The sequence below is a fragment of the Bacillus sp. ZY-1-1 genome (genome assembly GCF_003047165.1).
GTDB classification, from domain to species: domain Bacteria; phylum Bacillota; class Bacilli; order Bacillales; family Bacillaceae; genus Bacillus; species Bacillus velezensis.
In genome coordinates this window covers 1,836,332-1,854,112 of the sequence record NZ_CP027061.1, presented here as the reverse complement: position 1 = coordinate 1,854,112, position 17,781 = coordinate 1,836,332, and the positions used below count along the sequence as shown (strand labels likewise).

Below are 17,781 nucleotides of genomic sequence, written 5' to 3'. Positions count from 1 at the left end.
AAAGCCGAAACCGGACAAAAAAGAGTAGGCCGGCTTTCATTGCTTTTTATACATAAAATGTTATAATTTCTCTCGTTAAAATAAAGAAACGGGGAACCTAAATTGAGAGAAACGAACACGATCGGCCAAAAGGTCAGACAGCTGTTACATATCTTCATTCCGATTTTAATCACACAGGCGGGCCTTGCCCTGATCACCTTTTTGGACACGGTGATGTCAGGGAAAGTGAGCGCCGCCGATTTAGCCGGTGTTGCAATCGGTTCAAGCCTGTGGACGCCGGTGTATACGGGCCTTGCAGGAATATTAATGGCCGTTACGCCCGTTGTTTCGCAGCTGTTTGGAGCCGGCAGACAAAAGGAAGTGCCGTTTTCCGTCATCCAGGCCGTTTATGTAGCGGCCATTCTCAGTGCGGCGGTTATCCTGGTCGGCTTTTTCACCGTTGATATGATCTTGGGACATTTGGGCCTGGAACCTCGTGTCCGGACGATCGCCAAACACTTTTTAGGCTTTTTATCCCTCGGTATTTTTCCTTTGTTTGTGTACGCCGTTTTGCGCTCGTTCATTGACGCACTCGGCAAAACGCGAGTCACGATGCTTATTACGCTTTGCTCATTGCCTATTAATTTTGTTTTAAATTATGTATTTATTTTCGGGAAATTCAACATGCCGGCATTGGGCGGAGTCGGTGCGGGGCTCGCTTCCGCCCTGACTTACTGGTGTATTTGCGCCGTCAGCTTTTTTATCGTCTTCAGATTTGAGCCGTTTGCCGGGTACTCTGTATTTCAGAAACTGTACCGTTTTTCTCCGTCTGAATGCAGAAAACTTTTGAAAATCGGTTTGCCTATCGGTTTTGCGGTATTTTTTGAAACGAGCATTTTTGCGGCTGTCACACTTCTAATGAGCCATTTCCGGACGGTGACGATTGCATCCCACCAGGCGGCAATGAATTTTGCTTCTCTCTTGTATATGCTGCCGCTCAGCGTATCCATGGCCATGACGATTTTAGTCGGCTTTGAAGCAGGCGCAAAGCGTTACAGGGATGCCCGGTCATACAGCTATATCGGCATTGTGATGGCCCTTTGTTTTTCTTTATGCACGGCGGCTTTCATTTTACTGTTCAGGCCGCAAATCGCCGGAATGTATACATCAGATCCGGAGGTGCTCATGTTGACGCAGCACTTTTTAATCTATGCGCTGTTTTTCCAGCTTTCTGATGCCGTAGCAGCTCCGATACAAGGCGCCCTGAGAGGATATAAGGATGTCAACTATACACTCGGTGCGGCTTTTGTTTCGTATTGGATTATCGGGCTTCCGCTCGGTTACGCAGTCGGCACTTACACGAGCCTCGGGGCATACGGCTACTGGATCGGGTTAATTGCAGGACTTGCCGCAGGAGCTGTCGGTTTATTCTTCAGACTGATGAAGCTGCAAAAGCGTTATGTGAAAAAAATGATGATTTTATAAAGGAGGAGCAGCAATGCCAAAACATAAACTGCTGTACGATTATTTAACCGAACGGGCGGAGGACATCAGTCAGACATGGTTTGATACCCTTCATGATACGGATCCTGATTCTGTTTATGCTTCTACTGACCCGGCTGTTCTCACAAATCTGAAAAAACAAAATCTGGCGTTTAATTATCAACTCAATCGGATTTTTTCTGAAGAGAAGGAAGTATATACAGCGGCATTGGAAAAGTGGGCGTTTGAAGCCGCACGGGATAAAGAACATTTAAAAACTCCCATCCATTACATCATTCGCGAGTTTATCAGAGTTCGTGATTTGTATGTCGGCCATGTAAAGCAGTTTACCAGACTTCATTCAGACACCGTGACAGAAGAAGATGCCGAAGATATATTCCATACGCTGATTAAATCGTTTGATGTGGTCATTCATATTTTCATAGAGGAAATGTATAAAAACACAAACATTCAGCTTGAAGCGCAAAAAGAATTGATTACAGAGCTGAGCTCGCCGGTAATTGTGCTTTTTGACAATGTCGGACTGCTGCCGCTGATCGGGGATATTGACACGGCAAGAGCCAAAATGATTTTGGAGAATACGCTGCACCAGTGTTCAGAGAAGCGCATCACGCAGCTGTACATTGATTTATCAGGCGTAGCCATGATTGATACGATGGTTGCTCAACAGCTTTTCACCTTAATTGAATCACTCGGAATGCTCGGCGTGAAAGCGACGTTATCCGGAATCCGTCCTGAAATCGCCCAAACCGCGGTGCAGCTCGGACTGAGTTTTTCAAATTTATCAATACGGTCTTCGCTTGCGGAAGCGATCGCTTCCGACCTGACACAAAAAAAGGGATAAGGCATTTCAGCCTTATCCCTTTTTTTATCAGTCTTTCCACGGATATGTCCAATACACTTCTTCTTCAAACCATGTCTGAAGAACCGGCTCGTTATTTTTTAATTTTTCTTCCAGCTCTCTCAGCATGCCTTCCGTTTGGGTGCGGTGCGCTTTTAAGGCATTCATTTTAATATCGGCAACCTCTTTAATATCAAGAATGACATCAGGCTTGCCGACGGCTTCCTCCCTGTTGCGGGTGATTGCCATGCAAAGCGTGCGCGGGCGGTCCTCTTTTTTCTTTCTGTAAAGCGCTCTGATGACCGCTTCGCCGCATGCATCATGATCCGGATGGACGCCGTGCTCCGGATAGAATGTGACAATCAGACTCGGTTTTACATCGTCGATAATCTCTTCCATCATATCCGCGAGCCACTCGTCATCTTCAAATTCAAGTGTTTTATCACGAAGCCCGAGCATTCTCAGGTCAGTAATGTCCATTGCTTTGCATGCGTCAATCAGCTCTTGCTTTCTTAACAGCGGCAGTGTTTCACGGTTCGCGAAAAAGGGATCTCCCATGTTCCGGCCCATTTCGCCAAGCGTTGCGCATGCATACGTAACGGGAATATCTTTTTGTCTGTGTAAAGCAATCAGTCCTGCCACTCCGTATGATTCATCATCAGGGTGAGGCAGGATGACGAGTACATGTTCTTTCATGATTTTCACCCTTTTCTTTAAACTGTAAACGGCTTTTCGCTGATTTGAAGCGAAATCGCCAATTTTCCGCCCGGCAGATGCCCCGCCATTAACAAACGGTCTTCTTCATCTACTGTATACTCAGTCAAACCTTCTGCGTAAATCCAGCCCTCTTCTGTTTTCAAACCGACGCGGTACGGGCCGTTTCCTTTGATTTTCGCCTGATGGTACGTCACTTTTGCATTGCGTATATAGGCTACAACCGTCATATTTTTCTCATTCAGATGCGCTGAATAAGAACCGGTCGTTGTTTCCAAATGGATATATACAGGACGATCGGCATATCGCTCTAAAGAAGTTTGCACATCTTCTTTTATGATCGCTTTCATAGTTGCTCCCCTCTTTCTTCTTTTAAAAATTGCAAACGCTTCGTATGTAGTTCAACCAATTCATATTTCTCAATCGGCCGCAGCCGGGAATCTACAATTCGCTGCACCGCCAGAGCAAACTTTTCCTCGGGTGACTTCCGGAGCCTCGGATGTGTTCTTTGATCAAGCAGTTCAAGATCAATCGCCTTTTCCGCTTCTTCAAGGGTTGAAGCCGGGAGAGTGCGGTTATTCCACAGTGCCTGATAGGCTTTTGCTATGTCTTTATCAGTGCCCATTGTACAGCTCCTTTACATACTCGTAATGATTATACATAATTTAAGCTATCGCTGGAAAGCGAAAGGCTTAGCGGCTTTTTATCGGCCGCTTCCATTTTATCTGTGAAAAGGTAAACAAAAGCAATGCTGCCCATATACAAATGAAGGTAAACGCTTTTTGCCCGGAAAACGGTTCATGATACACAAATACGCCAAGCATAAGGGTGATGGTCGGCGCTATATATTGCAAAATGCCGACTTGATACAGCGGCAGACGCTTTGCCCCCTCTGCAAACAATAACAGCGGCAGGGCCGTAAATACGCCTGCGAAAAATAGGAGCGCCCATGTTCCTGCCCCCAAGGACCCAAAAGTGCTCCCGTCAGCTGTATATCCTAAATAAATAAGTGCAGCCGGGGTAATCAAAAGCGTCTCCAGCGTCAGCCCGATCGTGCTGGACATGCGGGTTCTTTTTTTACATAAGCCGTACAGACCGAAGCTGAATGCAAGCAGCAATGCGATATAAGGAACCGCGCCATATTGAAACGCAGATATGAGCACGGCCGCCCCGGCAATAGAAACGGCTGCTGTTTGCATCTTGTTAAGCTTTTCTTTTAAGAATAGGATGCCCAAAAGAACGGAAACGAGCGGATTAATGTAGTACCCGAGACTTGCTTCAAGCAAAAAGCCGTGATTGACGGCCCATATGTACACAAACCAATTAACGGAAATTAAAACGGAAGCGAAAAAAAGCGCCAGCAGGCCCCCTTCCGATTTCAAAAGACGCAGTTCACGCCATCCGGTTTTCCACTTCTTAAGCACAGTTAAAAGCACACACATGAAAACAAATGACCATAAAATCCGGTGAGCTAAAATGTCCAATGCGGGTATTTGTTCAAGAAGTTTCCAATAGACCGGAAACAGCCCCCACATGACGAAAGAACAAGCGGTATAAATGATTCCTTTTCTTACGTTATTCCCTTGCACGGCCTTCCCCTTCCTTTCTGTAAACAGATTATATTATATCACGGGAAGCTTCCGGCGGGCATATACTATGTTGTCCGTTAAGAAAGGGTGAGATGCCGTGTTTGATTGGAACAGATATTTTCCCTTCCAAAATCAGTTCTCTAAAGAAACGTTTAAAAATGCTGATCCGAAAGATGTCGAGACATATGTCAACCGAGTGATGGAAAGCGTATTCGGCGCCGGTTATGCCGGACAGTTCCCTTTTCGCGACCCGATGTCCAAAAAGGCCGATCCGGTCGAAGCGGAACCGCCCAAGCCGGAAATTGACCTGTTTGAAACATCCGATCATGTTTTTGCGAAAATTCCCGCCGAACAAGAGGAACTCGACCGTATCAGGATTAAGCATACGTCACACAGCCTCGTTGTAGAGAACAGCAGCCTGGGAGAAGGAAAAAAAGAAATCGTACTTCCGAGCCTCGTCAAACGGAAAGGAACAAAAGCAGTCTATAAAGACGGGATGATTGAAGTTATGTTTTCAAAACAGGAAGACTACAATCTATCGGAAGTGGAGATTTTAAGATAAAAAAACGGCCCGCGCGATGCAGGCCGTTTTTTCTTAATAAAATGGCGGATAACCGCCGGCTCCCGGCCCGAAACCGCCGTATGGGACGCCTCCGTATCCGTAACCGGCAAACCCGTACGGATAGCGGGGTCTTGTAAAACCTGTGGCAATCACGCCTCCGAGAAGACCGCCTAAAAATCCGCCGAATAAAGGAGCGCCGAACAAAAAAGGACTTCTCGCCGGAAATCCGGCAGGACCGAAATTCCCGCGATACAATGCATGACGAGGGTACATGTTTTTCCTCCTTTATGTCTGCCTATTCTTAAGCGTATTCATAAAATGAGGAAATTGATTGGGCGATTGTAACAACTTGTGCCTCTCTTTGATATTGCGTTAACATGTAAACAATTTGGTTATAATTTAATTATATTTTGATTAACTGTTATACTTTTTTTACAAGTTGCGACATTATAAAACCATCAGGGGGAATAAAATATGCCATTACTTCGTTTTGACGTTATTGAAGGCCGGGATGACGCAGCATTAAAAAAATTACTGGATACCGCCCATTACGCCATGGTTAAAGCTTTTGACGTCCCAGTAACGGACCGTTATCAGATCGTTCACCAGCATCGGCCTCATGAGCTTATCATTGAAGATACCGGGCTCGGTTTCAAAAGAAGCAAAGATCTTGTCATCATCAGCATTGTCAGCAAAGCGCGCACCGAACATCAGAAAGAAACGTTATATCAACTGATGGCTGATCAGCTTAAAACAGAATGCGGCATATCACCCGAGGACGTCATGATTTCCATTACAGAAAACGGGAACGCCGATTGGAGCTTCGGGCTCGGTGAGGCTCAGTTTTTAACCGGGAAACTGTAAAAGGCCTCCCTGCTTGTTTTTTGGATGATTTCAAACTGAATAAAAGAGGGATGTATGTTGGTTAGTGAGTTGTATCCTTGTTTGATATGCGGATTTAAAGGATTAGAGACAAGTCCCGTTTATAACGGCGAATATCAAAAAACATTTGATATCTGCCCTTGCTGCGGGTTTGAATTCGGCTACAGTGAGGACCATGACGTAAGCTTAGGGTTTATTGTAACGCCTGATCATTTAATTGAAGCGGCATTTCAGTTATACCGGAAACAGTGGATTGAGGGAGGAATGGAACTATTTTCTCCAGATGATGTTCCGGCGGAATGTAAAAATGATCATTTCCTTACATTCGATGCTTTATTAAAGCAATTAAAAGGCTTGAACCTCAATCTGAACAATTTTGATATTAATGGTTTTTATGACGATTAAACATTATCATTAAGTAAAGGCTGCCTTGGGCAGCCTTTATTATTCATGACATGTGTCGTTGGCAGATCCCCCGGGCTCGTAAAAACTGTCTGCCCATTTTTGCATTTCCTGAAAAACGGCTTGCAGGGCCATGCCTTTATCAGTCAGTTTATAAATGACTTTGACAGGTGTTTCTGGCAGCACCTGACGCTCGACGATTTCATTTTGTTCCAGCTCTTTGAGCCGCTCCGCGAGCATTTTTTGACTGATTGTCGGTATCGTTTCGGTCATATCTTTAAATCGTTTCGGCCCGTCCATCAGTACATGGATAATGAGGCCGTTCCAGCGTTTTCCCAAAAGAGAAAAAGCGGATTCCATTTTAGGACACATTGTATATCCCACGTGAATTCATCCCTTCATCTATGAATTGACAAGTTTTTTGTGATCCATTAAAATTAGTTTTCAAGTTACATTTAGTAAGCTTCTAACTTTTCTATTATGATAACACGTTTATCCGAAGGAGGAAACATGATGACATCCGTATTAGACGTTTTAAAGGAACGCGCATCTGTTAAAGAATACGATAAAGACGCGGTCATTACAAAAGAGGAATTGACAGAACTCCTTGAAATCACAACGCAAGCGCCTTCCGCCTGGAACCTTCAGCATTGGCATTTTCAAGTTTTTCACAGTGATGAAGCAAAAGCTGCCCTGCTTCCGGTTGCTTTTAATCAAAAACAGATTATTGATTCATCAGCAGTTATTGCCGTATTAGGCGACTTAAAAGCAAATGAAAATGGTGAAGACGTTTATGCTGAACTGGCTGAGCAAGGCAATATCACAGAAGAGATTAAACAAACGCTTTTAGGCCAGATTAACGGTGCATACCAAAATGATCAGTTTGCCCGCGATTCAGCATTTTTAAACGCTTCTTTAGCAGCGATGCAGCTGATGCTTGCCGCTAAAGCAAAAGGCTACGACACTTGCGCGATCGGCGGATTCAATAAAGAGCAATTCGTTAAAGAATTCGACGTGAGCGAGCGTTTCGTGCCCGTCATGCTGATTTCAATCGGTAAAGCCGTTAAGCCGGCGCATAAAAGCAACCGGCTGCCTGTATCTAAAGTGTCAACTTGGCTGTAAGATGAAAGAAACCCTTAGTCCGCTTAAGCAGACTAAGGGTTTTTTATAGGAATCGCTCACTGTACCAGGCTCGTGCCTGCTCGGCTTCCTGCTGTGTGAGCTGATGACCGCCCTCCTGCCATTCAAGAGCAACGGATGCATGAGCATCTGTCAGATACTGATAAAGCTCCTCCGATTCTTCTTTTGTACATAGGGGATCGCGTTTTCCCGCACCGATAAACACAGGCAGCCCTTCCATATCAGGCAGCTTCACTCCGCGTATCGGCACCATCGGATGATGCAGAACCGCTCCTTTCAGTACATCTTTATAATGAAACAAAAGACTTGCTGCAATATTGGCGCCGTTTGAATAGCCGGCAGCAATCACGTTTTCTCTGCTGAACCCGTACATTTGCGCCGCTTCATCAATAAAATTCTTTAATTCTTCCGTCCGTTCAATTAAATCTTTCTCGTCAAATACCCCTTCTTTCAGCCGCTTAAAAAAACGGGGCATGCCGTTTTCCGACACTGATCCTCTGACCCCCAGCAGACTTGCGTTCGGATCGATAAAACGTCCGAGCGACAGAAGATCATGTTCATTTCCTCCCGTTCCGTGCAAAAGCAGCAGAACATTTTCTGACGTTCCCTGTTCAAACATATGTTTCATCATCATTCTCCTTTCTCCATTTTGGGCAGAACAGCTGTAATCTGACTGCGATGCTCTTCCAGCCATTCCGGAAGCTTCAGCTCTGTTCCGAGATTTTCAAAGGATTCATCCGTCATAAAGCCCGGTTCGTCGGTTGCCATTTCAAATAAAATGCCGCCGCTTTCTCTGAAATAGATTGAAGTAAAGTATGACCTGTCAAGAATGTCAGATGAAGCAAGATGAGAATCAGCAAGAATATCCTTCCACTCCGCCTGCTCTTTTTCGCTCGTGCGGAAAGCGACATGATGAACTGTCCCGTAACCGCCGGCTCCCGCTTCTTTCGGAGCAAGGTCAACATCTATAATATGTCCGATCCGTGCCTCCGATTGCAGCCTGACAATTTGATTTTCTTCTCCTGTCTTTGAATAACCGAAGCGTTCTATGAGAAATTGAATGGTTGCTTCAGGACGGTATGAGTACAGAAGAACACCTCTCATGCCTGTGATCGCTTCTTTTTCAGTAATGCCCGAAGGAGTCCATTCACTCTGTCCGCTTCTTTCATCTTCCATTATGGCAAGCGGCAGGTCTTCTGTATCATTAAAGAGAAGGACTTGTTCAGACAGCATGATCTGTTCTTTTACAGACAAGCCGTTTTCTTCAAGCCGGCGCTTCCAAAACGCGAGTGCTCCTTTCGGCACGGAGAAATAAATTCTTCCGGCCTGCCCTTTTCCCACGGTTCCCGGGCGGCTTCCCTGAAAAGGAAAAAATGTAATGATCGTGCCCGGCTCTCCGTTTTGGTTGCCGAAATAAAAGTGATAAGTGGCCGGGTCGTCAAAATTAACGGTTTTTTTAACGAGCCGCAAACCCAGCACTTCAGTATAAAACCGAAGATTTTCAGCAGGATCTTTTGCAAATGCGGTAACATGGTGCAATCCTTGTGTATTCAATGTATTCACTCCTAAATATCTTGATTTCGAGATATTAACTATTCTAATTTAATATGAATGAAGATGCAACTAAAGTGTTTCAGTTAAAAAAGTAATAGAATTCTTTTTTTTCTGAAAAATATGTTGTGATCTTATCTGACACCTGCTATGATAAGGAGCATTATCAAGTTTCAGGAGGAAAGTAAATGGTCAGAAAAGCACTAATTTTCGTTCTCATCTTAATCCCTTTCAGCCAGCTGGCCCTGCTGTCAGTCGCTAATCGGGTTCATCCGATCATTATCGGGCTGCCCTTTTTTCATTTCTGGCTGCTTTTATGGATCGCAGTCACTCCATTATGTTCGTTTCTTATTTATAGGCTGCAGAAGAAACAAGGAGGACTGGACTGATGCCCGCAAATATAACAGCATTGATCATTACAGCCGTCATCGTTTTAACCGTTGTCTGTATCGGCTTTATAGCCGGAAGAGACAAATCATCACGTACTTCTGTTGAGGAATGGTCTGTCGGCGGCAGACGGTTCGGGGGGCTCCTCGTCTGGTTTTTAGTCGGCGCGGATCTCTATACGGCTTATACGTTTTTAGGCTTAACAAGCACAGCCTACACAGGGGGAAGCGTTGCTTTTTTTGCAATCCCGTATTCTGTTTTGGCGTATTTTATCGCTTATTTCTTTCTGCCGAAATTGTGGAAAGTGGCAAAAATTCACAAATTAACGACGCTTGCCGATTATGCCCGTGAGCGTTTTGACAGTAAACTTTTGGCCAGTCTTGTCGCCATTGTCGGCGTTCTTATGCTCATTCCTTATATTTGTCTCCAGCTGAGCGGGATTCAAGATACGCTTCAGGTGGCCGGAACGGGTGTCATTAATGTCAATATGGTCGTCATCATCTCTTTTATTCTTGTAGCGCTGTATACTTTTTTCAGCGGAATTAAAGGGCCGACGTTTACGGCGATTATTAAAGACATTCTGGTGTGGGTGATTATGCTGTTTATGGTCGTCTCACTCCCGCTGATCCATTTTCACGGCTGGACGCCGATGATTCACACTTTGGCTGAAAAAGCGCCGCATATGCTGACGATACCGGATTCGGGGCCGAAAGGAATTCCTTGGTTTATCACAGCTTCCATCGTATCTGCGCTGGCGCTCTTTATGTGGGCGCATGCGGCAACCGGCGTATTTACGGCAAAAAGCGCAGATGCCGTCCGCAAAAACAGCATGTTTCTGCCGCTATATAATATTGTTTTGATTCTTGTTATTTTTCTCGGCTTTATCGCGTTTCTTGTCCTGCCGGAAGATACCAATCCGCGGCTCGCTTTATTGAAGCTGATTCAAACGTCTTACGGCGGAGTCGCACAGGGATTTGCTTACTCCACGATCGCCCTTGCGTCATTGATTCCCTGCTCCATCATGGCCATCGGAGCATCAAACTTATTTGCGAATAACTTATATCGGGATTTGATTCACCCGAATGTGTCACCAAGCAAGCTGACGATGATCACCCGTTCAATGGTATTTGTCGTCATCGGGCTCGCGCTTTTATTCGGTATGCTGTTCCCGACTGCGCTCGTTACCCTTCAGCTTCTCGGTGTTTCCGGCATGGTTCAGATCTTTCCGGCTATCGCCGTCAGTCTGTTTTGGAAGAATCAAACGAAAGAAGCGACAATTACCGGTCTTCTCGTCGGTCTTATCGTGACATTCACGGTAAATATCACCCAATCCGCCCACGGTATATATGAAGGGTTTTGGGGTTTGACCGCTAACATGGCAGCCGTTATTATCCTTAACCCGTTTTTTGTAAAAAAAGCGTCTTCAAACGCCGTCAAAGACGGTTTATTCAATAAAGCGCCCTCTGATAAACTGAACCAAAAAGGCGCTTAACAGAAAAAAGCCGGCACATCGATGTGCCGGCTTTTTTACTTTTTGTGCTGCCATTTGTAGGTGGCGACGGTTTTAGCCGGGATGACGGCTTCAAACTGCCGATTTTCTGAAACGACATGGAATTTTTGTTCTGAAGATGTCTGGTTGATTACGACTGTCACAATGGATTGATCAGGATTAAGGAACGATACATTCGAGACTGTGTTTTTGGAGCCGTAATTACTTTCTATCCGCTTTGCTCCCCGGTCGATAAATTTTGAAAAGTTGCCTGTCATATGAAAGATCGGGATATTCCAATAGCGGTCAGGGTTTTTAGCATCCTGAATAAACAGCGTCGGGTCCGGGGTGCCTATCCAATGATGCGTCTTAATTTGACTGTCGAGCATCGTCACCCACGCATTGTAGCTCGACGCGCCGTTGCGGAAATACTGTGCGATCCGATCCGCCCCTGCCGTCCCCCAGACAGACCGCTCCGTTAAGTGAATAGATTGATCAGGATATCTCTTTCCGATTTCCGACATGACAGAAAGGTCACCGTCATAATCGTGAAAAGCGATGCCGTCTGCCGCCCGGTTTCCTTTTTTATCATCTAAAATCGGCGGAATATAGTTCCACGCCCCGCTCGCATTGTGATCATAAATCCAAATTTTCGTGTCAATTATGTGTTTTTTCAATTCTTTTTTCACGGCTATCGCCAGTTTGCGCTGCTGAGACGGCGGCATGTACATGCTCGGATAGTCGATTTCCAGCAAAGGTTCATTTTGAAGGGTCATCGCATAAATCGGAATTCCCTGCTTTTCGTACGCCTCAATAAATTTGCGGAAGTAAACGGCCAGTGCGCCGATATATTTATCTTTCAGCTTTCCCCGCTTGAGGTTTTCATTCGTTTTCATCCAAGCCGGCGGGCTCCACGGTGAGGCAATGATTTTCAGTTCCGGATTTATCGCCAGCGCTTCCTTGATGGTTGCTGTAATGTGTAAATCAATATCCTTTTGGATCGAGAAATGACGGAGCTTAGGATCTGTTTGGCCTTCAGGCATATCGTCATACGTATAAAATTCCTGTGCCGTAAAATCAGATGTCCCGATCGTTATGCGCATAACGTCCATGCCGATACCATCTTTGGGATCAACCAATTTTTTCAGCACTTCTTTTCTTTTTGCAGGTGTCATTTTTGATAAATTATGGATTGTGGATTCTTCCAGGGACGATCCTACGCCTAACACACTTTGATAGCGGCGCGACGGATCAATATACACGGCGGCGGAGTCAGAAGTCTTCTTTTTTGTCCATGTAAGCGGTGTTTGTTCGTCTAAGGCGTATTTCACTTCCAGCGGCCCGTCATACCACGTACGGGAAGCCGGATCTTTTTCAGAACTGAACCACACCCTTACTTTGTTTTTGTCTGAAGCCTTCCGATCAGCCGCATACACTTCGGCTTCCGTGCTGCTTGATATGAAAAAGAAAAACACAAGAAAAACCAGGGTCATGTGCAGACTTTTTTTAAAAAACATGAACCACCATCCCTTTCCTTATTTTTATAAGCGATTCTAAATGAAAAGCCGGACAGTCACCTCCTTCCCGTTTTAATGAATGCGCTTTCATAGTTACTGATAAAAAGCCGGCTTCACACAACGGTGAAGCCTTCCCTTTTTATACCTTTAGGATACATATGCGCCGTTTGTTTCAATCACTTTTTTATACCATTCAAATGAGTCTTTCTTAAGCCGCTTCATTGAACCGTTGCCTTCATTATCCCGATCAACATAAATCATGCCGTAGCGTTTTTTCATTTCTCCGGTTGTAAATGACACGATATCAATAATTCCCCATGGTGTATAGCCCATTACATCCACGCCATCATATGTGACTGCTTTTTCCAAAGCTTTTATATGTGACGATAAATATTCAATTCTTGAAGCGTCATGAATTGAACCGTCCTCTTCTAATGTGTCAATGGCGCCGAATCCGTTTTCCACGATAAATAATGGAATCTGGTAGCGGTCGTATAAGCGGTTTAATGTGTACCGTAAACCGGTCGGGTCAATCGCCCAGCCCCAATCACTCGCTGTAATATAAGGATTTTCCACGCCGTTTGGCAATCCTCCGTTTACGACATCCCCGGTATTATCGTTTATCACGTCACTTTTTACGGTAGTGGACATGTAATAGCTGAATCCGAGGTAGTCCACTCGGCCATTTTTCAAAATCTCTTCATCACCGTCTTCAAAGTGTATCTGATAGCCTTCTCTTTCAAATTCTTTTAACGCATAGCTTGGATAATATCCGCGAACCTGGACGTCCGGGAAGAAAAAGCGCTGTCTCATCGTTTCTTCAGCCAGCATCACATCATCGGGGTGAGATGAGTACGGGTAAATCGGGACATGTGATACCATCGCGCCGATCCTGAACTCAGGATTGATTTCTCTTCCCTTCGAAACAGCCAATGCGCTTGCCAGCAGTTCGTGATGGCCGGCCTGATACATGACTTCTTTTGCGTTTTCGTTTTCTTTAACGGCGACGCCCGAGTTCGTCCATAAAAAGATCGGATTATTCACATCCATCTTATTATTGATTTCGTTAAACGTCATCCAATACTTCACCTTATGTTTATAGCGTTCAAAACACACTTCAGCGAATTTCACAAAAAATCCGACTGTTTTTCTGTTTCTGAAACCGCCGTATTCCCTCGCCAAATGCAGCGGCATCTCAAAATGTGACAGCGTGATTACCGGTTCAATCCCATGTTTCAGCAATTCATCAAACACCCGGTCGTAAAAAGCCAATCCTTCCTCATTGGGCTCCGCTTCATCACCTTTAGGAAAAATTCTGCTCCAGCCGATGGACGTTCTTAAACATTTCAGGCCCAGCTCGCTGAATAATGCGATGTCCTCTTTATAACGATGATAAAAATCGATCGCTTCATGATTCGGATAAAATTCCCGCTCTTCAATTGTATCTGTTATTTTCCGGGGCACACCATGCGCGCCTGCCGTCATGACGTCCACTACACTCGGCCCCTTGCCGCCTTTATTCCATCCCCCTTCAAATTGGTGGGCGGCCAGAGCGCCTCCCCATAAAAAATCTTTTGGCAATGTCCCCATCGTTTATATCCTCCTTTATTTGACTGCCGCTTGCATACCGAATAAATGCACTGCAGCAGCTTCAAGCACCGCTTCGCAGGTGTAGAAGAATTCCTGCCTTCATTTTCATATTATACGTTTACATTATAATTGTACCGGTATAATTTATCAATACATAAACAATTATAGTTAATTTACGAAATGGCTTTTAAAAACGATTATGCTATAATTCTGAAAGAAGCGGGACAATAAATGAATGAGGAATGGATATGTTAAAATACCAGCAAATCGCGATAGATATTGAAAAATACATAGAAGAACATCAGCTGCAGCAAGGGGATAAACTGCCTGTGCTGCAAACCTTAATGACCCGGTTTAACGTGAGCAAAAGCACGATCACCAAGTCCTTAGATTTATTAGAAAAAAAGGGGATTGTGTTTCAAGTGAGGGGAAGCGGCATTTTTGTCAGACGGAATAAAAGAAAAGGGTATATCAGTCTGCTTTCTAATCAGGGATTTAAAGAATCACTTGAAGATTTTAATGTCACTTCCAAATTATTAGCGCTGGAAGTGAGAAAACCCACGCCTGAGGCTGCCCAAAATCTGAATATGCCGCCTGACGGCGACGTGTATTATGTCAAGCGAATCCGATATATTGACGGGCTGACATTGTGTATCGAAGAGTCATTTTACAACAAATCCATTATTACGTATTTGAATAAAGAGATCGTGGCAGAATCAATATTTGATTATATTAGAGACGGTCTCGGGTTAAAGCGCGGTTTTTCAGATTTATATCTGTACGCGGGGATGTTAAATGAGGAAGAAGCGGAGTACTTAGGTCTGTTTACAGGAGCGCCTAAGCTTTGCGTTGAAACGATTTTTCATTTAACCAACGGCCAGCCGTTTGATTTCTCAAAAGTCACCTATCACTATGAGCAATCACAGTTTTTCATTCAGGCGAACAGCCACCTTTTTGAACAGGAAACGACATAAGACGGGCTTTTCGCAAATAAAAAACACCCCATGCGCGAGCGACGCATCGGGTGTTTTTTACTATTTCATATTCTTATTTAATGTTTCAACGGCTTGTTTCATTTGTGTATCGTTGTCCGCAAGCTGTTTTTGCAGATCCGTCATCAGTTTTGCCGTTGTGTCTCCCGTTAAAATACCTGTTTGTTTCAGCTTCTCTTTTGCTTGGAATTGTTTGACTGCTTGTTCAAATGCTTTATTATACGTGCCGTTTACATTCACGCTGTACCCCAGCGCTTTCAGCATTTTTTGCGCATTGGTGACGGTCGTTCCGGAATCCCCGTATTTGTATGTTTTTTTCGCATCTAAATACGGCAGGTTCGCATATTCAGGAAGCTTAACCTGATATTGCGGTTTGATGCCTTTTTTATGGATCCACTCTCCGTCCGCTGTCAGCCATTTTGCGATTGTCAGTTTAACGGTAGAACCGTCGCTGTAATCTTTTGCCGTCTGCACGGTTCCTTTTCCGAACGTTTTCTCGCCGATGAGCGGAATTCCGGATGATTCATGCAGCGCAGCCGACATAATTTCCGCGGCGCTCGCGGTGCCGTCATTGACGAGGACGACTGTCGGTTTTGTCACTTTGCGCTCTTTCGTCGCTTTCATGACTTCTTTCGTGCCGTCTTTGTATTCGACCTGCATGATATTTTTCCCTTTATCGATAAACATGTTGCTCATTTTGATGGCTTCATCCATCAGGCCGCCCGGATTGCCCCTTAAATCGAGAATGTATCCTTTCGCTCCTTGTTTTTCGAGGCTGTCAATGGCTGAATTCAGCTCTTTTGCCGTCGATTCGGAGAATGATGTGATTTGGATTTCGCCGATGTCTCCTTTTTTCATTTCAGAGTACACCGTTTCAACCGGGATGGTGTCACGTTTGATCGACAGGTTCAGATCGCCGACACCCGCTCTGTGCAGCACAAGCTTGACGTTTGTTCCCTTTTTGCCGCGGATTAATGCGACGGCTTCGTTTACATTAAGGCCTTTAACGCTTTTGCCGTTGACCTTCAAGATCTGGTCATTCGGTTTAACCCCCGCTTTTTCCGCGGGTGACCCTTTAATCGGCGATACGATCAGGATGCTGCCGTCCTTTTCTTCCACTTGTGCGCCGATGCCTTCAAACGAAGCGGAAATTGTTTCTTCAAACGACTTTCCTTCCTGAGGATCCATATAAGAAGAATACGGATCATCCAGGGAACTGATCATGCCTTTTATCGCTCCGTCTACTAATTTGCTGTCATCTGTTTTTTGATAGTAATCACTTTTAATCTGCTCATAGGCTTTATTGAATTTCTCAAATTTGCTGTTCGTCAAAGCAGCCGAGCCTTGTCCGAAAATGGTCGTATTGCCCGTGATAAACAGCGTAAGCGCCGAGGCTGCGACCGCAGTGATCAATATAATAAAAAACAGTTTAAATTGCCGCTTCAAGAAAACACCACCTTTTTATTCTTACATTATTATCATAGACGAACGCTCATTCGTCAACTTCAAACGTGAGGCGCCCTTCTTTCCCGTTTACCCAAACCTATGCTTTTCTCTTAACATATGCTGAGGAAAAAAGGAGGATTCGGCCTTTGAGCAAATATTTAGAAATGCTGTCCTTATTCGGAGTCGGAGGGGCTCACCCGGGCGGGCTCGCTTTTTCCAAAGCCGTTCTCGCAAAAGCGGCTCCTCCTCCTGGCGAACCGATTCTTGACGCCGGCTGCGGAACGGGACAGACGGCCGCTTATCTCGGCCACCTGCTGTATCCCGTCACCTGTGTGGATAAGGATCCTCTTATGCTTGAAAAAGCAGCAAAACGATTTGCCGCTGAAGGCTTAACCATTCCGGGCTATTTAGCGGAGCTTGAGCGGCTTCCGTTTGCTGAAAATCAATTTTCCGCCGTTCTTTCCGAATCAGTTCTCACCTTTTCAAATCTTGATTCATCGCTGTCTGAAATCCTGCGGGTCCTTAAACCCGGGGGCATGCTGATCGGCATTGAAGCTGCTTTACAAAAGCCCATGCCGGAAAACGCCATCACGCAGATAAAAGACTTCTACGGTTTTACCGTATTGCAGGATGAAACCGCATGGAAACAGAGATTGCTTCAGCAAGGCTTTCAGAAAGCGGATTTCATTCCCGCTGTCTATGAAAACAATGCGCAGGAGCCGACTACAGAAATGGATTTATCGCCCGTTATTCAGCCGGTTCACTACGATACGCTGACGGCTCATTACGAGCTTATGCAGACGTACCGTGAATATATGGGACACTGCGCTTTTGTCGCTTACAAGTAAAACGGCAATTGTCCTCCTGTTTTCGTCCAACCTTTTTACCGCACTCTATCATAAGCTGACATAGAAAGATAGGTTGGATAGGAGGAGAAAAGATGCAAAACTATTATCATCTTTGCCGGCAGCACCAAGGAAAAGTAGCAAGAATTACAGAACGAAACGGCAGAGTCCACGTCGGAAGAATCGTACGGGTGACTAACAGCAAAGTGTATATCACCCCTGTCGGCGGCCGTCACAGAGGGTACGGATTCGGTTATTGGGGAGGAGGCTGGGGAGGCTGGGGAGCAGCCTACGGTATCGGCCTTGGTTTCATTACCGGATTTGCGCTTGGAGGTCTGCTCTTCTGGTAATA

The 17,781-nt window shown here is 45.1% G+C and carries 22 protein-coding genes; 11 read left to right on the top strand and 11 right to left on the bottom strand.

All coding sequences use genetic code 11. From position 1 onward, the window contains the following. Window positions 1–102: 102 nt before the first annotated feature. Window positions 103–1,464, top strand: a complete 1,362-nt coding sequence (locus C5I45_RS09690) for an MATE family efflux transporter (RefSeq protein ID WP_043867208.1) — start codon at window positions 103–105, stop codon at window positions 1,462–1,464. 13 nt (window positions 1,465–1,477) lie between these two features. Beyond that, window positions 1,478–2,326: an STAS domain-containing protein gene (locus C5I45_RS09685; protein ID WP_003153745.1), complete on the top strand. Its 849-nt coding sequence runs from the start codon at window positions 1,478–1,480 to the stop codon at window positions 2,324–2,326. Between the two features lie 27 nt (window positions 2,327–2,353). On the opposite strand, the gene bshB2 is transcribed toward C5I45_RS09685, so the two are convergent. The 4 genes from bshB2 to rarD all read right to left on the bottom strand — a co-directional run bounded on the left by bshB2 (window position 2,354) and on the right by rarD (window position 4,626). After that, window positions 2,354–3,019, bottom strand: coding sequence for a bacillithiol biosynthesis deacetylase BshB2 (bshB2, locus tag C5I45_RS09680; RefSeq protein WP_003153744.1), 666 nt, complete (start codon window positions 3,017–3,019; stop codon window positions 2,354–2,356). A 17-nt stretch (window positions 3,020–3,036) separates the two neighbouring features. Continuing rightward, a complete protein-coding gene (locus C5I45_RS09675; RefSeq protein ID WP_003153743.1) occupies window positions 3,037–3,387 on the bottom strand; it encodes a YojF family protein in 351 nt (116 codons plus the stop codon). Further along, on the bottom strand, window positions 3,384–3,662 hold the full coding sequence (locus C5I45_RS09670; protein WP_003153742.1) for a hypothetical protein: 279 nt from the start codon (window positions 3,660–3,662) through the stop codon (window positions 3,384–3,386). The genes C5I45_RS09675 and C5I45_RS09670 overlap by 4 nt, the downstream gene beginning before the upstream one ends. Window positions 3,663–3,729: 67 nt before the next feature. Continuing rightward, window positions 3,730–4,626 (bottom strand): EamA family transporter RarD, encoded by an 897-nt coding sequence (gene rarD, locus C5I45_RS09665; RefSeq protein ID WP_003153740.1) that lies wholly within the window; start codon window positions 4,624–4,626, stop codon window positions 3,730–3,732. Window positions 4,627–4,723: 97 nt separating this feature from the next. Between rarD and C5I45_RS09660 the strand changes: the two genes are divergently transcribed. After that, the gene (locus tag C5I45_RS09660) at window positions 4,724–5,188 is read left to right on the top strand and encodes a hypothetical protein (RefSeq protein ID WP_003153738.1); all 465 of its coding nucleotides are present in this window, start codon (window positions 4,724–4,726) and stop codon (window positions 5,186–5,188) included. A 33-nt stretch (window positions 5,189–5,221) separates the two neighbouring features. Here C5I45_RS09660 and C5I45_RS09655 read toward each other — a convergent pair whose 3' ends face one another. Further along, window positions 5,222–5,461, bottom strand: coding sequence for a hypothetical protein (locus C5I45_RS09655; protein WP_003153736.1), 240 nt, complete (start codon window positions 5,459–5,461; stop codon window positions 5,222–5,224). 201 nt (window positions 5,462–5,662) lie between these two features. On the opposite strand from C5I45_RS09655, the gene C5I45_RS09650 reads away from it, so the two are divergent. Both C5I45_RS09650 and C5I45_RS09645 read left to right on the top strand, forming a co-directional pair. Next, window positions 5,663–6,052: a tautomerase family protein gene (locus C5I45_RS09650; protein ID WP_003153733.1), complete on the top strand. Its 390-nt coding sequence runs from the start codon at window positions 5,663–5,665 to the stop codon at window positions 6,050–6,052. A gap of 54 nt (window positions 6,053–6,106) precedes the next feature. Beyond that, complete coding sequence (locus C5I45_RS09645; RefSeq protein WP_014305208.1) at window positions 6,107–6,475, top strand: hypothetical protein; 369 nt, start codon at window positions 6,107–6,109, stop codon at window positions 6,473–6,475. Window positions 6,476–6,514: 39 nt separating this feature from the next. On the opposite strand, the gene C5I45_RS09640 is transcribed toward C5I45_RS09645, so the two are convergent. Beyond that, complete coding sequence (locus tag C5I45_RS09640; RefSeq protein WP_107994346.1) at window positions 6,515–6,856, bottom strand: transcriptional regulator YodB; 342 nt, start codon at window positions 6,854–6,856, stop codon at window positions 6,515–6,517. Window positions 6,857–6,985: 129 nt separating this feature from the next. Between C5I45_RS09640 and C5I45_RS09635 the strand changes: the two genes are divergently transcribed. Beyond that, the gene (locus C5I45_RS09635) at window positions 6,986–7,594 is read left to right on the top strand and encodes a nitroreductase family protein (RefSeq protein ID WP_003153727.1); all 609 of its coding nucleotides are present in this window, start codon (window positions 6,986–6,988) and stop codon (window positions 7,592–7,594) included. Between the two features lie 43 nt (window positions 7,595–7,637). Here the strand turns inward: C5I45_RS09635 and C5I45_RS09630 are convergent, their stop codons facing one another. Both C5I45_RS09630 and C5I45_RS09625 read right to left on the bottom strand, forming a co-directional pair. After that, a complete protein-coding gene (locus C5I45_RS09630; protein ID WP_032868766.1) occupies window positions 7,638–8,240 on the bottom strand; it encodes an alpha/beta hydrolase in 603 nt (200 codons plus the stop codon). A gap of 2 nt (window positions 8,241–8,242) precedes the next feature. Then, window positions 8,243–9,166, bottom strand: coding sequence for a ring-cleaving dioxygenase (locus tag C5I45_RS09625; RefSeq protein ID WP_003153719.1), 924 nt, complete (start codon window positions 9,164–9,166; stop codon window positions 8,243–8,245). 185 nt (window positions 9,167–9,351) lie between these two features. Between C5I45_RS09625 and C5I45_RS09620 the strand changes: the two genes are divergently transcribed. Then, a complete protein-coding gene (locus tag C5I45_RS09620; RefSeq protein ID WP_003153716.1) occupies window positions 9,352–9,552 on the top strand; it encodes a DUF3311 domain-containing protein in 201 nt (66 codons plus the stop codon). Beyond that, on the top strand, window positions 9,552–11,042 hold the full coding sequence (locus tag C5I45_RS09615) for a sodium:solute symporter family protein (protein WP_014305212.1): 1,491 nt from the start codon (window positions 9,552–9,554) through the stop codon (window positions 11,040–11,042). The genes C5I45_RS09620 and C5I45_RS09615 overlap by 1 nt, the downstream gene beginning before the upstream one ends. 35 nt (window positions 11,043–11,077) lie before the next feature. Here the strand turns inward: C5I45_RS09615 and C5I45_RS09610 are convergent, their stop codons facing one another. After that, window positions 11,078–12,556: a glycoside hydrolase family 30 protein gene (locus C5I45_RS09610; RefSeq protein WP_107994345.1), complete on the bottom strand. Its 1,479-nt coding sequence runs from the start codon at window positions 12,554–12,556 to the stop codon at window positions 11,078–11,080. Between the two features lie 147 nt (window positions 12,557–12,703). Further along, a complete protein-coding gene (gene bglA / locus C5I45_RS09605; RefSeq protein ID WP_003153708.1) occupies window positions 12,704–14,146 on the bottom strand; it encodes a 6-phospho-beta-glucosidase BglA in 1,443 nt (480 codons plus the stop codon). A gap of 248 nt (window positions 14,147–14,394) precedes the next feature. On the opposite strand from bglA, the gene C5I45_RS09600 reads away from it, so the two are divergent. Continuing rightward, window positions 14,395–15,120, top strand: a complete 726-nt coding sequence (locus C5I45_RS09600; protein WP_003153707.1) for a GntR family transcriptional regulator — start codon at window positions 14,395–14,397, stop codon at window positions 15,118–15,120. A 60-nt stretch (window positions 15,121–15,180) separates the two neighbouring features. Here the strand turns inward: C5I45_RS09600 and ctpA are convergent, their stop codons facing one another. Continuing rightward, the gene (gene ctpA, locus C5I45_RS09595; protein ID WP_003153706.1) at window positions 15,181–16,584 is read right to left on the bottom strand and encodes a carboxy-terminal processing protease CtpA; all 1,404 of its coding nucleotides are present in this window, start codon (window positions 16,582–16,584) and stop codon (window positions 15,181–15,183) included. 146 nt (window positions 16,585–16,730) lie between these two features. Between ctpA and C5I45_RS09590 the strand changes: the two genes are divergently transcribed. After that, on the top strand, window positions 16,731–17,432 hold the full coding sequence (locus tag C5I45_RS09590) for a class I SAM-dependent methyltransferase (protein ID WP_025852453.1): 702 nt from the start codon (window positions 16,731–16,733) through the stop codon (window positions 17,430–17,432). Window positions 17,433–17,524: 92 nt separating this feature from the next. After that, entirely contained in the window at window positions 17,525–17,779 is a 255-nt protein-coding gene (locus C5I45_RS09585) for a hypothetical protein (protein WP_003153704.1), read from the top strand. Window positions 17,780–17,781: the final 2 nt, after the last annotated feature.

Coding starts and splice junctions, on each gene's coding strand:
- C5I45_RS09630 (WP_032868766.1), bottom strand. CDS start 8,240: ATGAAACATATGTTTGAACAGGGAACGTCAGAAAATGTTCTGCTGCTT.
- C5I45_RS09655 (WP_003153736.1), bottom strand. CDS start 5,461: ATGTACCCTCGTCATGCATTGTATCGCGGGAATTTCGGTCCTGCCGGA.
- C5I45_RS09615 (WP_014305212.1), top strand. CDS start 9,552: ATGCCCGCAAATATAACAGCATTGATCATTACAGCCGTCATCGTTTTA.
- C5I45_RS09585 (WP_003153704.1), top strand. CDS start 17,525: ATGCAAAACTATTATCATCTTTGCCGGCAGCACCAAGGAAAAGTAGCA.
- C5I45_RS09685 (WP_003153745.1), top strand. CDS start 1,478: ATGCCAAAACATAAACTGCTGTACGATTATTTAACCGAACGGGCGGAG.
- C5I45_RS09645 (WP_014305208.1), top strand. CDS start 6,107: ATGTTGGTTAGTGAGTTGTATCCTTGTTTGATATGCGGATTTAAAGGA.
- C5I45_RS09675 (WP_003153743.1), bottom strand. CDS start 3,387: ATGAAAGCGATCATAAAAGAAGATGTGCAAACTTCTTTAGAGCGATAT.
- bshB2 (WP_003153744.1), bottom strand. CDS start 3,019: ATGAAAGAACATGTACTCGTCATCCTGCCTCACCCTGATGATGAATCA.
- C5I45_RS09650 (WP_003153733.1), top strand. CDS start 5,663: ATGCCATTACTTCGTTTTGACGTTATTGAAGGCCGGGATGACGCAGCA.
- C5I45_RS09620 (WP_003153716.1), top strand. CDS start 9,352: ATGGTCAGAAAAGCACTAATTTTCGTTCTCATCTTAATCCCTTTCAGC.
- C5I45_RS09670 (WP_003153742.1), bottom strand. CDS start 3,662: ATGGGCACTGATAAAGACATAGCAAAAGCCTATCAGGCACTGTGGAAT.
- C5I45_RS09610 (WP_107994345.1), bottom strand. CDS start 12,556: ATGTTTTTTAAAAAAAGTCTGCACATGACCCTGGTTTTTCTTGTGTTT.
- bglA (WP_003153708.1), bottom strand. CDS start 14,146: ATGGGGACATTGCCAAAAGATTTTTTATGGGGAGGCGCTCTGGCCGCC.
- C5I45_RS09635 (WP_003153727.1), top strand. CDS start 6,986: ATGACATCCGTATTAGACGTTTTAAAGGAACGCGCATCTGTTAAAGAA.
- C5I45_RS09600 (WP_003153707.1), top strand. CDS start 14,395: ATGTTAAAATACCAGCAAATCGCGATAGATATTGAAAAATACATAGAA.